Below are 13,803 nucleotides of genomic sequence, written 5' to 3'. Positions count from 1 at the left end.
TAGGTGCCGAAAGTATGCACGGCAGTTCGGCCAAGGCTGCTTCGCAGCTTAGGTAGCTAAGTGGTGTAGGTTAATGCGTATTTCCGCCCAGCCGCAGACCTAGGCCAATGCCCACCGTAGTAGCGCCCGCACCCAAGCCGCCCAACACGCGGCCCACCGTGGCATCAAAGCGCAGCCCAGTCCAGGGGCGGTAGTAGAGGCCGGCATTGGCGCCAGAGGTCAGCTGTTCGCGGCCCCGGCCATAGCCCTCTACAAAATAGCCGGCATTGTCGGTGATAGGCGCGGTGAGCGCTAGTGACCCTAGGTACTGCCCGCGCGATACGTCGGCGGCCGTAAGGCCATACTGGGTGAAGCCGATGTTGCCTTCTAGCGCAGCGCGGCGACCGAGCTGCTGGCTGAGCAACAGGCGGCCGCTGGGCGCCCACGAACTGCGGCGCATTCCCGCCGAGCCAGTATTGGGCAGCGCCACCTCTACGAGCAGCGACGCCTGAAAGCGGCTGGCGCGGTCGGGGGTCAGCATTAGCTTGGTGCCTACCGTCACGGGGGCCCAGCCTACCGAGTCGGGGCGCAGGCCCGGAGTTTCACTGCTTATTAGCCGGTTGCTTGGCGTGCCGTATACATAAGGCTGCGTCACGCGAAACTCCATGCTGTTGAAGAAGCCAATGCGCAACGTAGCCGTGCTGCTCGTGAGGCCAGTCCCAACAGTGGGAGAATAGCGCTGCAAGCCGGTTTCGAGCTGAAACTCGCCGGCCCGCAGCACGCCCGCCGTGATAGTTTGGCCGGGGCGGTCAGGACGCACGTGCAGCACAAAGGGCGCGTCGAAGTTGGGATTGTTCTCGTCGGGCGTATTCTGGGCCAGGGCGGGGGTGAGGCGGCCTGCGAGCAGAACGGCCAGCACCAGCGGAGTGGTCTTGCGCATAGACTTACTCCGACGCGAAACCTTGCGGGATAGTTCAACGTAGCGCGCCACTCGCTTTAGGCAAGGGCATAAGAAAAGGGCGGGCTCTAGTAGAGCCCGCCCTTCTTAGCTTGGTGTGCAGCGTTGACGCTCCGGCTTACTTAGCAGCTTGAATGGCTTTTACCGCCGCATCGGCCGTGGCTTGGTTTTGGGCAGCGTTAGGCTTACCCTTCTGCGCTTCGGCACCCTTTTGTAAGGCAGTAACCATCGCTTTATCAATGCCATAAGCTTTGAGTTGCGGTATCATGGCCAGCTGCTGAATGCGCGTTACGTCTTCCGAAAACGCCTTAGGGTCATCGAGGCGGCCGAGCATCTGCGTCATTGGCGCGATGTAGCGGTACTTAGCCTGACCATTGGCTGCGTCGTAGCGGTCGCGGATAAATGCCCACTGCGCCGGGCCGCCCTGCTGGGCATACACACTCATCATCGCTGCCGTAAGCGCGGCTGGGGCATCTACCTCATAGGCCTTGGCGCGGCTCAGGGCCTCGGTAGGGTTGAGGTCGCCGAGGGCGCGCAGAGCCGCGCCTTGCACGGCCAGCGAAGGATTGTTAGCCAGCTCTTTCATGACAAGCTTTTCGTCTTTCCTGTCTTTGAGGGCACCTAGGGCACGGAGCGTAGCCGCCAGCACGTGGGGCTCCTTCTCAGTAGTAGCCAGCTTGCGTAGCACGGGCGTAGCAGCTTTGGCCACGTCCTTATTATCCATTTTGAGGGTGCTGATGGCGGCCACGCGCATTTCGTAGTACTTGTCTTGCATGGCGGCCAGCACTACTGCCCGCGCGGCGGGGCTGGTTGTTTGCTGGGCTAGCGCGGCCTCCAGCGCTTCGGCGCGGTCCACGAGGCGCGGGGCGTGCTTGTACTGGTACGCGTACTCGGCCAGCTGTTTGTTATCGGTTTTATCCCAGAGCAGGTTTTTGTCGGCGTCTACGTTCACTAGGTCGGGCTTGGCGGCCAGCGGCATCGTAAACGTCTGGGTGGCCTCGGTCATCATCACCTGCTGGTGCACGGGCTTACCATTCACGTAGTAGTCAATGGTAAACGGCAGTTGAAAGGGCTTGCCCTCCTGGGTCTGCTTCACGGTCACGCTCTGCTTCTTGGCAGCGGCGTCCCAGGCGTAGGCGATGGTCACGACGGGGTGGCCCGCGCCGTAGTACCATTGGTTGTAAAACCAGTTCAGGTCCTTACCCGATACGGCTTCCATCGCGAGGCGCATCTGGTGCGCTTCGGCGTTGCCGAACTTGTTATCCTGCAAGTACTTCTGCAAGCCCGCGAAAAATACGTCGTCTCCTAGGTAGGTGCGCAGCATTTGCACGATGGCCCCGCCTTTCTGGTACGTGACGAGGTCGAACATGTCTTCCTTGTCGTTGTAGTAGAAGCGCACCAGGTTTTTGGTCACGTCGCGCTTGCTGGTGAGGTAGCGCTCGGCGTTGCGAAAATTGTGCATGTCGGCCGCGTCCTGGCCGTACTTATACTCAGCGTACAGCCCCTCCCCGAAGTCGGCCATCGACTCATTCACGGTCAGGTTCGACCATGATTCGGCCGTTACATAGTCGCCAAACCACTGGTGAAACAGTTCGTGCGCAATCACCGATTCGCCGCTGTACTCGCGGTCTACCAGCTCTTTGTCGGTCATTTGTACCTGCTCGCCGTGTAGCGTGGCAGTGGTGTTTTCCATAGCGCCGCTCACATAGTCGCGGGCCACTATCTGGGCGTATTTATTCCACGGAAACTCTACCCCGAGGCGCTTGGAGTAAAACTCCAGCATGTCGGGCGTGTTGCCGAAAATCTGCTTGGCGAAGGGTGCGTACTTGGGCTCTAGGTAGTAGTTGACCTCCTTGCCGCGCCAGGTGTCCTTGTAGATTTTAAAATCTCCCACCGCCATCATGAACAGGTAAGGCGAGTGCGGCTCATCCATCTTCCAAGTGTCGGTGCGCAGACCGGGGCCGGCGGGCGTCTGGCTAACCAGCCTGCCGTTGCTGAGCGTCACGTACTTGGCCGGCACGGTCATGGCGATTTCCTCAGTAGTCTTTTGGTTGGGTCGGTCGATGGTCGGAAACCAAGCCGACGAGCCTTCCGTCTCGCCCTGCGTCCAGATTTGCACTGGCTTGCCCTTTACCGTGCTATCGGGGTTGATGAAATAAAGGCCTTTAGCATCGGTAATAGCGGCCGAGCCTTTCACTTTCAGCTCGTCGGGCTTGGCCGTGTACTCGATGTACACCATGTACTGCTCGCCCGGCTTGAAAAGTCTACCTAGGTTAATGCGCAGGTTTTCCTGGTCGGAATAGTCGTACTTGAGGGGCTGCTGGCTGCTGCCATTCATCAGGGCTACGGTTTTGATATCCATGCCCTTGGCATCGAGGCGCAGTGAATCGGTGGCGTAGCCGTGAGGCTTCAGTGTCACCCATTCCTGGCCGTAGAGGTAGCGCTTGGCGTAGTCGAAGCGCACGGCCAACTTGGTGTGCACTAGGTCGTTGATTTTGGTGGCCGAAGCGCGGTAGGGGCCAGAGGCCGAAGCCGGGGCAGCGGGTGCTTGCGCCTGCGCTACAAAGGCAACCAGGAGGCAGCCCGGCAGCCCGGCGAGAAAAGCGTATTTCATGCAGTAAAACAGACGAGAAAAAATTCGTGCTGCCAAAGATGCGCCCTAGGTCGGCAAAGTTGCCGCCCGCCCCGCTACCCCCAAACAAAACGAGCCCGCCGCTGCTACCAGCGTCGGGCTCGAAGAATACAAACGGTAAATTGCTTTACTTAACTCGCACGTTAGCGCGCAGCTCGCCGCCGGTATTAGCCGCGGTGTGAATGTTGGCATAGATGCGGCCCGCGGTCAGCGAGTCGGCCTGCTGAGCCGTCAGCGTGGCTGTGCCGGTAATAGTACCGCTGTTGGCAGCCGGTACACCAGTAAACGATACCGTTACGGGGCCGGAGTGCTTAGCGTCGCCAAAATGAAGATGCGACGCAGTAGCAGCACCTGTGAGGCCTGAGAAAGTTGCCGTATAGCTCAGCGACTTAGTGCTGGGAGTGTAAGTGCCTGTGAAGGTGCCCGAGCCCGAGGCCGTAATGGCTGGTACCTCGTTGCTACCGCTGAAAGTGCCCGAAACCTGCTGGGTAGGTACGGAGTCGTTGTCTTTTTTACAGGCGCTAACCAGTACTAGGCCAGCAAGAGCGGCAAGTAGAATCTTTTTCACGAAGAAATAAGGTTAAAAATGAAAATGAGCTAAGTGTGAAATTGATGCAAATTTATTAAACAATAGTCTGTTAAGATGCTATAAGGTTTAGATATTTTTTTGTATTAAAAATAGAAAGAAAGCTTTCCTGAGTTGTCCTGATTTAATAGTAAGAAGTTGTCTGCTGGCCATAGCCACTTAGACTGATGGCGCTGGAACGAAAACCAGTAATACGACAGATTAAGCAGAACCTTAGGCGCCCTTGCACAGCTCAAACCTGCTAAGAAGGCAGGCTACGTCGACTAACACTGGAATAGGCTTGCCGCCCTGGCAGAATAAAACAGGTAGCCCCGCCATTGTGGCAGAAATATGAGGCTGGTACGCGCCTTGTAACAGGGCACCCGACGGCCGCGTAGCTGTCCATTCCAACCAGACACCTCATCTCTCTTAAACTTTAGCACCCACCTTAATCATGGGCAAAATCATCGGTATTGACTTGGGCACCACCAACTCGTGCGTCGCCGTAATGGAAGGCAACGAGCCGGTTGTAATTCCCAACTCGGAAGGCCGCCGCACCACGCCGTCGATTGTCGCGTTTCTCGACAATGGCAAGGGCGAACGCAAAGTAGGTGACCCGGCTAAGCGCCAGGCCGTTACCAACCCCACGAATACTATTGCTAGCATCAAGCGCTTCATGGGCCGCCACTTCAACGAAGTCGGCAATGAAAGCAAATACGTAGCCTACGACGTTGTGTCGGGCCCCAACAATACGGTAGCCGTGAAAATCGGTGACCGCAACTATACGCCTCAGGAAATTTCGGCCATGATTCTGCAAAAGATGAAGCAGACGGCTGAGGACTACCTAGGTACGACTGTTACCGAAGCCGTTATCACGGTGCCGGCATACTTTAACGATGCCCAGCGCCAAGCTACTAAAGAAGCTGGTGCCATCGCGGGCCTCGATGTAAAGCGCATTATCAACGAGCCTACGGCTGCTGCACTAGCTTACGGCCTGGATAAGAAGCACAAAGACCAGAAGATTGCCGTGTACGACCTAGGCGGTGGTACGTTCGATATTTCGATTCTGGAGCTTGGTGATGGTGTATTTGAAGTATTGAGCACCAACGGTGATACCCACCTTGGCGGTGATGACTTCGACCAAGTTATTATCAACTTCCTGGCTGACCAGTTTGCCAGCGACAACGAAAACCTCGACCTCCGCAAAGACCCGCTGGCCCTCCAGCGCCTCAAGGAAGCTGCCGAGAAGGCCAAGATTGAGCTGTCGAGCTCGAACGAAACCGAAATCAACCTGCCCTACATCACAGCTACTGCCAGCGGCCCCAAGCACTTGGTAGTGAAGCTGAGCCGCGCCAAGTTTGAGCAGTTGAGCGATGAGCTCGTACGCCGCTCGATGGAGCCCTGCAAAAAGGCGTTGCAAGACGCTGGCCTGTCGGCTTCGCAAGTTGATGAAGTTATTCTGGTAGGTGGCTCGACCCGCATTCCGCGCATTCAGGAAGAAGTTGAGAAGTTCTTCGGCAAGAAGCCTTCGAAAGGTGTAAACCCTGACGAAGTAGTAGCCATCGGTGCTGCCATCCAGGGCGGTGTACTCACTGGCGAGGTGAAAGACGTACTGCTGCTCGACGTAACTCCGCTGAGCCTAGGTATCGAAACCATGGGCGGCGTGATGACCAAGCTCATCGAGTCTAACACTACTATTCCGACCAAAAAATCGGAAACCTTCTCGACGGCTTCGGACTCGCAGCCTTCGGTAGAAATCCACGTGTTGCAAGGCGAGCGTCCGCTGGCTAGCCAGAACCGCACCATCGGCAAATTCCACCTCGATAGCATTCCGCCCGCACCCCGCGGTGTACCGCAAATCGAAGTAACGTTTGACATCGATGCCAACGGTATCCTCAACGTAACGGCCCGCGACAAAGGCACTGGCAAAGAGCAGAAGATTCGCATCGAAGCCAGCAGCGGCCTCAGCGACGCCGACATCGAGCGTATGCGCCAAGAAGCTACCGCCAACGCCGAAGCCGACAAAGCCGAAGCCGAGCGCATCAAGAAAGTGAACGACGCTGACTCGCTCATTTTCCAGACCGAGAAGCAGCTTAAGGAGTTTGGCGACAAGCTGAGCGGCGGCAATAAAACGGCCGTAGAAAGCGCTCTCGCCGACCTCAAGAAAGCCCACGAAAGCAAGGACTTAGGTGCCATCGACGCTGGCGTAGCCGCGCTGAACAAGGCCTGGGAAGCTGCTTCGCAGGAGATGTATGCTGCCGCTGGCGCCCAAGGTGGCCAGCCCGGCGGCCAAGGCTTCCCCGGTGCCGACGGCCAGGGTGGTGGCCAGCAGGGGCAACCCGCTGGTGACCACGTGACCGATGTAGACTACGAGGAAGTAGACGGCAAATAGTGGCTGATTAATCAGCCACCGCTGGTACACCTGCTGCGCAGGTTAACTTGAGCGGAGCAACAAAAGGCCGGAGGCGTAAGCTTCCGGCCTTTTTGCGTTGTACTACAGCTTACAGTTTATATATTCGGAGAATAAATAATATTTTTGTGGGCTATTAGCTGGTCGCGGTACGATTTGTGCAAGACTTGGTAGCTTGCTATTGGAGGCAAACAGCTTCTATCAGCTTTGCCTTAGGCCATTCTTTTTGCTAAGCTGCCAACCGAGCAGTGAACTAGCTACGTACCTACCCTCAATGAAATTTGCGCTTCTGCTACCCCGTGTTGCTACACTATCCTGCCTAGGTCTCTTGCTGTGTGCTAGCTGCACCCGACGTGAGACCCGCCAGGAAAAGGGGCCTAGCCGCGAGCCCGAGTTTCGGGTGCGTACTATAGAAGAAGCGTCGCTCAACGGCCTCAATGTGCTGCCCTTGCGCGTACCTGCCGACCTAGACTTGCCCCGGCGCAATCAGATTATTGCGGGCTATGTGAATAAGCAGCTGCCCTTGCGCGTGCGCCTGCAGCTCAATGCATACAATCCAGGACTGGAGAATGTAGTCCTGACTGGCCTCGATTACGCAGTGCTACTCGATGGCCGGCCACTCGGAACTAGTCGCCTCGTATCGACCCTGTCGCTGCCCGCTGGCGACTCGGTACGGGTGCCGCTCACGTTCGAGTTTAATACCTATAAGTTCTTAGGTGATGATGCGATGCCCGCGCTCCGCAACTTCGCTCTAGGCTTTGGTGACCCCCGTCGCCAGCGCCTAGCTGTGCGAGTGCGGCCACTGCTGCGCTCGCCTCGCAGCCACATTAGCCAGGCCAATCGCTATTCGGAGTCTGTAGTAATGGTTCCGGCTACGCCACTGAAATAGCGGCACGCAGCGGGTGTTTTGCTTTCGGGTGTTCAGAAATGTCGTTCGGCGGGCTCGGCCTACGGTTTAGCTAAATAGCTGAGCTACGGCGGTAGGTGCTTAGTTAGTTTGCATAAGCTTAGTGCTGAGCATGGATGCTCGCCAGCTTATTTCTATGACTAGTGCTACTCAGTTGTCCATTCGGTTTGCGCCTTCTCTGCTCTTAGGGGGGGTATTGCTCACGATGGCCAGCTGTGCGCTACACGAGGCCACTCCGGGTGGTTTGGCGCGGCGCGAGCCCGAGTTCCGGGTGCGTGCTGTAGAGGAGGCGTCGCTCAATGGCCTGAATGTGCTACCGCTGCACGTGCCGGCTGACCTAGACTTACCCCGCCGTAATCAGATTATTGCGGGCTATGTGAATAAGCAGCTGCCCCTGCGTGTGCGCCTGCAGCTCAATGCTTATAATCCAAATCCGGCGCCGACTACTATCACGGGCGTTGTATACACTGTGCTGGTTGATGGCCGGGCTCTTGGCACGGGTAAACAAGCGGCGACCTTGAACGTGCCTGCCGGCGACTCAGTACGGGTACCGCTTACGTTCGAATTCAATACGTATAAATTCCTAGGTGATGATGCGCTGCCCGCGTTACGCAATTTTGCCCTAGGTTTTGGTGACTTACGCCGCCAGCGCGTGACGCTACAAGTGCGGCCGTTGGGGCGCACGCCTAAAGGCCATATGAGCGCGCCCATTGCGCACGCAGCCTTGGCCTACGATGGCGCGGCTACAAGCAAATAATTAACCTGCTAACAATTATCCCCCGTTAGCAGCTCGCTCCGGCCTAAGAAGGTTACCTTCGGCGGCTGGGGCGAGCTTTGGTTAATTATATCTGGCGCATGGCCTACTTGCGTTAGTCAAGTGGCTCGGTAGCTGCTTCCTGAATTTTTTCGCGGGCTTCAAGTCGGTCTTCGGCATCGGGGGCTTCTAGCTCTAGCTCCTGCGTTTGCCAGCCTTGGGGCTCATAGCTAAGGCGAATGTAGATAGGGTAGTGGTCGGAGCCAATATGCGGCAGGCGCTCGAGCTGCTGCAAGCGAAAGTGCGCCGAATGAAACACGTGGTCGAGGGGCCAGCGCAGTAGTTTGTAATCGGCGTGGAAGGTAGGCAGCATGCCCCGGCCTACCCTAGGGTCGAGTAGTCGAGCCAGGCGCCGAAATAGCTCGGAGGTGTGCGACCACGCCACATCGTTGAGGTCGCCAGCCACGATAGTAGGCCCATCGTGGTGCTGAATGGCGCGGCCTACCAGTAGCAGTTCGGCGTCGCGGCGGGTACTAGTCTTGGACTCCTTAGGTGCTGGCGGTTTAGGGTGCACAAAATGCAGTGCCACCGATACGCCGCTCGGCAGTTCTACCCGGCCGTGGAAAGATGGGATGCCAGGGTCAAGAATGTACTGAATTTCTTTTTCGCGCAGCGGTAGCCGCGAAAAAACTAGCATCCCGTAAGTATTAGGCAGCGGGGCGTGGCAAGTATGCGGGTATTCTTTGCCCAGAAAAGCGAGCTGGCTCAGCCACCAGTCGTCGGTTTCGACGGCCAACACAATATCGGGGTTGTATTGATGAATAACCCCTAGGCAGCGCGAAGCATCGCGATTGTACATCAAGATATTAGTTACCAACAGGCTGAGGTGATTGGCAGTGTCATCGGCCGGGCGCTGGGCGTCGCGCACTTGCTTGCGGTGCAGTGGCGTGTAGGGCCATATACGGGTGCCCTGGTAGGCAATGGCCGCCAGCACTAGCGCGGTAGGCAGGTGCGTGGGCAGCCAGGCCAGGGCAGTACCCGGTGCTTGCAGTAGCGCCAGGCTTAGCACGAGGCCCGCTACAATTTGTAGGCGTGGAAAGTCAAAAACGCGTACCCACCACGCAGTTTTGCGCAACAGGGGTAGCAGCGTCACGAGCACGCCCACTCCGCCTATGCCTAGCCCTAGGCCTCGAAGAACTAAGTAAAAGTCAGTCACAGAAGCAAAGGTAGCAGAAGCAGTAGCGGGAAAATAGTAAGCAGCAAGCAGCGCTACTGTGGGGTTTAAAGCGCCGAAATAAGGAAAGTTATTTCGTTTTGTATTCTATTGTTACGCCCTTAATTACCACGCTCCAACCCGTTGGCTCCCGCATACCTTTGCCGCATGGAAGTTCTGATTGCCACCTTCACTACTATATTCTCGGTAGTCAACCCCTTCGGGGCGATGCCCGTGTTTCTGACCCTGACGAGCAACGATAGCGGCACCGACCGTATGCAGACGGCTTTGCGGGCGTGTCTCTATATGGTGGCTATTCTGAGCGTAGCGTACCTAGGCGGGCAATACATTCTGAACTTCTTTGGCATCAGTATTCAGCACCTGCGCATAGCGGGGGGGATTTTGCTGATGCGTTCGGCCTTCGACCTGCTCACGCCGGGTGCCAACCGTGACCGGGTAGGGCCCGCCACGCTAGAGGAAAGCGCGCATAAAGACGACATCAGCTTTACGCCCCTGGCCATGCCCATGCTCTCGGGGCCGGGCTCGATGGCCATTTGCATTGGTCTCATTCGGCCTACATACTACGACAAGGCCATGACCATTCTAGGCTTTGGCTTGGTGGCGCTGGCCAGCTTCGTGGTGCTGCTCTCGTCATTGCGGCTTACGCGGCTGCTGGGTCGGCCGGGCATGGCAGCGCTGGCCCGCATCATGGGCTTTATCACGCTGGCTATTGGCGTGAATTTCTTCGCGTCGGCTATTGGGGCATTATTTCCGGGTTTGACGAGGTAGGCGGCGGGGCGGCCGTACTTTTGCGGCCACTTTATGCTGAAAAACGATATACTCCTCCGCGCCGCCAAAGGCGAAACTACCGAGCGCACGCCCGTGTGGCTTATGCGCCAAGCCGGTCGCATCCTGCCCCAGTATCGCGAACTGCGCGGCCGCCTCTCAGGCTTCAAAGAGCTGGTTGAAACGCCCGCGCTGGCTGCCGAAGTCACGATTCAGCCCGTCGATGCGCTCGATGTGGATGCAGCCATCATTTTCTCCGACATTCTGGTGGTGCCCGAGGCTATGGGCCTCACCTACGAGATGGTAGAAGCTCGCGGCCCGCTCTTCCCGGAGGTGGTAAAGAGCGCTGCCGATGTTGAAAAGCTGCGCGTAGCCAACCCCGAAGAGCACTTAGGGTACGTGCTCGAAGCCCTGCGCATCACCAAGCGCGAACTGAATGGCCGTGTGCCGCTCATCGGTTTTGCGGGTGCGCCCTGGACCATCCTGGCGTATATGGTAGAGGGCCACGGCTCCAAAACCTTCAGCAAAGCCCGCCGCATGCTCTATCAGGAGCCTGCACTGGCGCACCAGCTGTTAGAGAAAATTACCGTTACGACCATCGCCTATCTGCAAGCGCAGGTAGCGGCCGGCGCCGATATCGTGCAGATTTTCGACTCGTGGGCCGGCATCCTGCCGCCCGCGCACTACGCCGAGTTTTCGACGGCCTACATCAACCGCATCAGCGCGGCGCTGGCACCGCTAGTACCGGTCACAGTGTTTGCCAAAGGTGCGTGGTGGGCCGTGGAGGATTTTGCTAAGTCGCCCGCCCGTACCATCGGCCTCGACTGGAACCAGTCGCCGGCTCAGGCCCGGCAGCAAGCCCCCGGCAAAACTCTGCAAGGCAACCTAGACCCCTGCGCCCTCTACGGCACGCCCGACCAGGTGCGCGCCGCTACCCAGGCTATGCTGGCCGAGTTTGCCGGCGGCCCCCACATCGCCAACCTAGGCCACGGCGTGTACCCCGATACCAATCCCGACAACGTGAAGGTATTCGTGGAAACGGTGAAGGCGTGGCAGGGGTAGTCTGCGCATAGTTAGTTGCGTTATTCTAGCTATGTTGTGCTGAGCTTGTCGAAGCACCGCGCGTGGAGCAGTGAGAGTGCTAGCAGCGAGCAGGCGAAGTGCGCTGGCAAGCTCAGTGCAACGGTAGAACCAGTTTAAAGGCTTTCCATTAGTATGGACGTAAAAGACAGCAACGGCAACCTGCTCGCCGAAGGCGATTCAGTCACCCTCATCAAAGACCTTAAGGTCAAAGGCTCGTCGCAGACATTGAAGCGCGGCACATTGGTGAAAAATATTCGCCTTACCAACTCGCCAGCCGAGATTGAGGGGCGCGCCGGAGGTAGCACCATGGTACTTAAAGCCGAGTTTTTGAAAAAAGTATAACCTAGGATGGAAGCAATACAACCGGGCGGCATTGGCTTCTACGTGCTGTCGCTAGTGATTTCGGGCGGCCTCTTTCTGCTGTGGCGGCGGTTGTTTCGGCGGCTCTTCGCGGCGGAGACCGTCGTAGTTATTGCCACCGCCATGACGTCTATCATCACCACGCCCATCGTGCTGCTGGCCGTGCTGTGGCTGGTGGCGCAGTTTCAGCGGCCCTAAGTCCGGTCATTTTGCTTATGCGCAGCGAAGAAGAAAAAATGCTGGCCGGCGAGCTCTACGCCGCTTTCGACCCCGCCCTAGTAGCCGCCCGCACCCGCACCAAACGCCTGCTGCACCGTCTCAACGTGACGGAGTACGTGGTAGGCGACGCGGCCCGAGGCATCCTGGCCGAGTTACTACCGCACGCCGGCAAAAACCTGTGGGTAGAACCGCCTTTTCATTGCGACTACGGCCGCCATATTCGCTGCGGCGACAACGTGTATTTTAATGTCAACTGTGTAGTGCTCGACGCGGCGCTCATCACCATCGGCTCCAACGTATTGTTTGGGCCCGGTGTGCAGCTCTACGCTGCCACGCACCCGCTCGATGCCGTGGTGCGCCGCACTCTAGAGCTTGCCCGGCCCATTACCATTGGCAGCGACTGCTGGTTTGGGGGCGGTGCTATCGTCTGCCCCGGCGTAACCATCGGCGATGGCTGTGTGATTGGCGCTGGGTCGGTGGTAACCAGGGATATACCAGCCTATTCGCTGGCGGTAGGCAACCCGGCGCGGGTAGTCAAAAGCTTAGTGTAGCTTAAACTGTGAGAGTACAGGCTACAGCAGATTAGTCGCCTCTTGTAGCAGCCGCTGCTTCTCAATGGGCACCACGCCTACTTGCTCGCACACTAGGCCGCCGCCTAGGTTAGCTAGTGCGGCAGTGAAGGCGGCCGGCTGGCCTAGTGCCACGCAGCACGCCGCGATGCTGATAACCGTATCGCCCGCACCCGACACGTCGGAAATAGTGCGTAAGTGAGCCGGTATGTATGTTTTTTCGTTGCGTTGCTGGGCAAATACACCGTACTCGGACAGTGTTACCAGCACAATTTCGGGTGATAGCACCTCGCGCAAGCGGGCTACAGCCGCTTCGAAGCCAGAGCGGTCCGCGTCGGGCGTACCAAACTCAAGCTTCAAGCCCTCGCGTAATTCTTTCAGATTTGGCTTGAACAGCGTGCAGTGCTGATAGGCCAGAAAATTCTTTTTCTTGGGGTCTACCACCGTGGGCACGCCGCGCTCGCGGGCGCGGGCAATGCATTGGTTGATAACAGCTTCGCTGAGTACTCCTTTGTCGTAGTCTTCAAAAATAACCACGTCGGCGCGGGGCAGCAGGTCATCGAAGGCGCTTAGTAGCTGGGTGGCTTCCTCGGTATTGAGGTTGGTTTCAACCTCCGAGTCGATGCGCACCAACTGCTGGCCGTGAGCCAGAATGCGTTGCTTGAAGGTAGTAGGGCGGTGCGCGCTACGGACGATGCCATCAGCGGGTAGGTGATGGGTGTGTAGTAGGCCCAGCAGCTGGTCGCCGCCCTGGTCGTCGCCTACCACCGAGCATAGCAGCGGCGTGGCCCCTAGGGCTTGCACGTTGAGGGCTACGTTGGCCGCCCCTCCAAGGCGCTGCTCGTTGCGCTCCACATTCACTACAGGCACTGGCGCCTCGGGGGAGAGACGACTGGCGCGGCCCCACACGTAGGCATCGACCATGACATCGCCTACGATGAGGACGTGCAGCTTGTCGAATTGTTGAAAGAGCGTGGCGAGTGGGGTAGGGGCAGGCATGGGGCAAAATTAGGCGTAGCTGGCGAGGTTCGCGAAGCCAGCTAGCTGTGCTGGCCACCTAAGTAAGCCAGCGCGAGGATAGTGAGTTTATAGTCAGAATGGTAAAGTTTAGGCTTTTATACTGCAAGCGAATAAGTCAATGCACTTGCGCAGTGAAAGTCCCCTGCTACTGAGTTGTGCCGCGCGGGAGTAATATATTCAGGCTGGTACCCATTCGGCAGGCAATCGCCATCTAAAATAGCATCGAGAACGGCTTTTCTAGCCTTTCGATTAGCATAGGTGCCTTAGCTTCTAACGAGCTATTTGGAAACGATAAGCTTGCGATTGAACATAAGCTCACATATCGAATATAAAAAATACAGTGATTTA

The 13,803-nt window shown here is 57.5% G+C and carries 13 protein-coding genes; 8 read left to right on the top strand and 5 right to left on the bottom strand.

The genetic code is table 11. The annotated features are described in order from the left end of the window. Window positions 1-70 precede the first annotated feature (70 nt). From FNT36_RS06355 to FNT36_RS06345, 3 genes are all read right to left on the bottom strand, one after another. Window positions 71-919, bottom strand: a complete 849-nt coding sequence (locus FNT36_RS06355; RefSeq protein WP_144845466.1) for a transporter — start codon at window positions 917-919, stop codon at window positions 71-73. Between the two features lie 136 nt (window positions 920-1,055). After that, a complete protein-coding gene (locus FNT36_RS06350; RefSeq protein WP_144845464.1) occupies window positions 1,056-3,551 on the bottom strand; it encodes a M1 family aminopeptidase in 2,496 nt (831 codons plus the stop codon). Window positions 3,552-3,696: 145 nt separating this feature from the next. Continuing rightward, on the bottom strand, window positions 3,697-4,137 hold the full coding sequence (locus FNT36_RS06345) for a CHRD domain-containing protein (RefSeq protein WP_144845462.1): 441 nt from the start codon (window positions 4,135-4,137) through the stop codon (window positions 3,697-3,699). Window positions 4,138-4,588: 451 nt separating this feature from the next. On the opposite strand from FNT36_RS06345, the gene dnaK reads away from it, so the two are divergent. The 3 genes from dnaK (at window position 4,589) to FNT36_RS06330 (ending at window position 8,208) form a co-directional block, all read left to right on the top strand. Continuing rightward, window positions 4,589-6,526 (top strand): molecular chaperone DnaK, encoded by a 1,938-nt coding sequence (gene dnaK, locus FNT36_RS06340; RefSeq protein ID WP_144845460.1) that lies wholly within the window; start codon window positions 4,589-4,591, stop codon window positions 6,524-6,526. A 292-nt stretch (window positions 6,527-6,818) separates the two neighbouring features. After that, window positions 6,819-7,433 carry an NDR1/HIN1-like protein gene (locus FNT36_RS06335; protein WP_144845458.1) on the top strand — a complete coding sequence of 205 codons (615 nt, stop codon included), beginning with the start codon at window positions 6,819-6,821 and terminating at the stop codon, window positions 7,431-7,433. Between the two features lie 154 nt (window positions 7,434-7,587). After that, window positions 7,588-8,208, top strand: a complete 621-nt coding sequence (locus tag FNT36_RS06330; RefSeq protein WP_233635714.1) for an LEA type 2 family protein — start codon at window positions 7,588-7,590, stop codon at window positions 8,206-8,208. Between the two features lie 112 nt (window positions 8,209-8,320). On the opposite strand, the gene FNT36_RS06325 is transcribed toward FNT36_RS06330, so the two are convergent. Next, window positions 8,321-9,421 carry an endonuclease/exonuclease/phosphatase family protein gene (locus tag FNT36_RS06325; protein ID WP_144845454.1) on the bottom strand — a complete coding sequence of 367 codons (1,101 nt, stop codon included), beginning with the start codon at window positions 9,419-9,421 and terminating at the stop codon, window positions 8,321-8,323. Between the two features lie 165 nt (window positions 9,422-9,586). Here FNT36_RS06325 and FNT36_RS06320 point away from each other — a divergent pair, with 165 nt between their 5' ends. The 5 genes from FNT36_RS06320 to FNT36_RS06300 all read left to right on the top strand — a co-directional run bounded on the left by FNT36_RS06320 (window position 9,587) and on the right by FNT36_RS06300 (window position 12,417). After that, complete coding sequence (locus FNT36_RS06320) at window positions 9,587-10,207, top strand: MarC family protein (protein ID WP_144845452.1); 621 nt, start codon at window positions 9,587-9,589, stop codon at window positions 10,205-10,207. Between the two features lie 33 nt (window positions 10,208-10,240). Beyond that, window positions 10,241-11,266, top strand: a complete 1,026-nt coding sequence (gene hemE, locus FNT36_RS06315; RefSeq protein ID WP_144845450.1) for a uroporphyrinogen decarboxylase — start codon at window positions 10,241-10,243, stop codon at window positions 11,264-11,266. A gap of 153 nt (window positions 11,267-11,419) precedes the next feature. Then, window positions 11,420-11,629 carry a zinc ribbon domain-containing protein YjdM gene (locus FNT36_RS06310; protein ID WP_233635713.1) on the top strand — a complete coding sequence of 70 codons (210 nt, stop codon included), beginning with the start codon at window positions 11,420-11,422 and terminating at the stop codon, window positions 11,627-11,629. A gap of 6 nt (window positions 11,630-11,635) precedes the next feature. After that, the gene (locus tag FNT36_RS06305; RefSeq protein ID WP_144845445.1) at window positions 11,636-11,845 is read left to right on the top strand and encodes a hypothetical protein; all 210 of its coding nucleotides are present in this window, start codon (window positions 11,636-11,638) and stop codon (window positions 11,843-11,845) included. Window positions 11,846-11,862: 17 nt separating this feature from the next. Further along, window positions 11,863-12,417, top strand: coding sequence for a sugar O-acetyltransferase (locus tag FNT36_RS06300; protein ID WP_144845443.1), 555 nt, complete (start codon window positions 11,863-11,865; stop codon window positions 12,415-12,417). A 21-nt stretch (window positions 12,418-12,438) separates the two neighbouring features. Here FNT36_RS06300 and FNT36_RS06295 read toward each other — a convergent pair whose 3' ends face one another. Further along, a complete protein-coding gene (locus FNT36_RS06295) occupies window positions 12,439-13,434 on the bottom strand; it encodes a bifunctional heptose 7-phosphate kinase/heptose 1-phosphate adenyltransferase (protein WP_144845441.1) in 996 nt (331 codons plus the stop codon). Window positions 13,435-13,803 lie beyond the last annotated feature (369 nt).

Origin of the sequence: Hymenobacter setariae (assembly GCF_007713685.1) — a bacterium.
Classification (GTDB): Bacteria; Bacteroidota; Bacteroidia; order Cytophagales; family Hymenobacteraceae; genus Hymenobacter; species Hymenobacter setariae.
Note: the sequence above shows the minus strand (reverse complement) of the source record. Positions and strands in the feature narration are given on the sequence as shown.

Excerpts from the sequence above, each read along its gene's own strand:
- FNT36_RS06330 (WP_233635714.1), top strand. The coding sequence starts at position 7,588 with ATGACTAGTGCTACTCAGTTGTCCATTCGGTTTGCGCCTTCTCTGCTC.
- FNT36_RS06320 (WP_144845452.1), top strand. The coding sequence starts at position 9,587 with ATGGAAGTTCTGATTGCCACCTTCACTACTATATTCTCGGTAGTCAAC.
- hemE (WP_144845450.1), top strand. The coding sequence starts at position 10,241 with ATGCTGAAAAACGATATACTCCTCCGCGCCGCCAAAGGCGAAACTACC.
- FNT36_RS06310 (WP_233635713.1), top strand. The coding sequence starts at position 11,420 with ATGGACGTAAAAGACAGCAACGGCAACCTGCTCGCCGAAGGCGATTCA.
- FNT36_RS06350 (WP_144845464.1), bottom strand. The coding sequence starts at position 3,551 with ATGAAATACGCTTTTCTCGCCGGGCTGCCGGGCTGCCTCCTGGTTGCC.
- FNT36_RS06300 (WP_144845443.1), top strand. The coding sequence starts at position 11,863 with ATGCGCAGCGAAGAAGAAAAAATGCTGGCCGGCGAGCTCTACGCCGCT.
- FNT36_RS06335 (WP_144845458.1), top strand. The coding sequence starts at position 6,819 with ATGAAATTTGCGCTTCTGCTACCCCGTGTTGCTACACTATCCTGCCTA.
- FNT36_RS06355 (WP_144845466.1), bottom strand. The coding sequence starts at position 919 with ATGCGCAAGACCACTCCGCTGGTGCTGGCCGTTCTGCTCGCAGGCCGC.
- FNT36_RS06305 (WP_144845445.1), top strand. The coding sequence starts at position 11,636 with ATGGAAGCAATACAACCGGGCGGCATTGGCTTCTACGTGCTGTCGCTA.
- dnaK (WP_144845460.1), top strand. The coding sequence starts at position 4,589 with ATGGGCAAAATCATCGGTATTGACTTGGGCACCACCAACTCGTGCGTC.
- FNT36_RS06295 (WP_144845441.1), bottom strand. The coding sequence starts at position 13,434 with ATGCCTGCCCCTACCCCACTCGCCACGCTCTTTCAACAATTCGACAAG.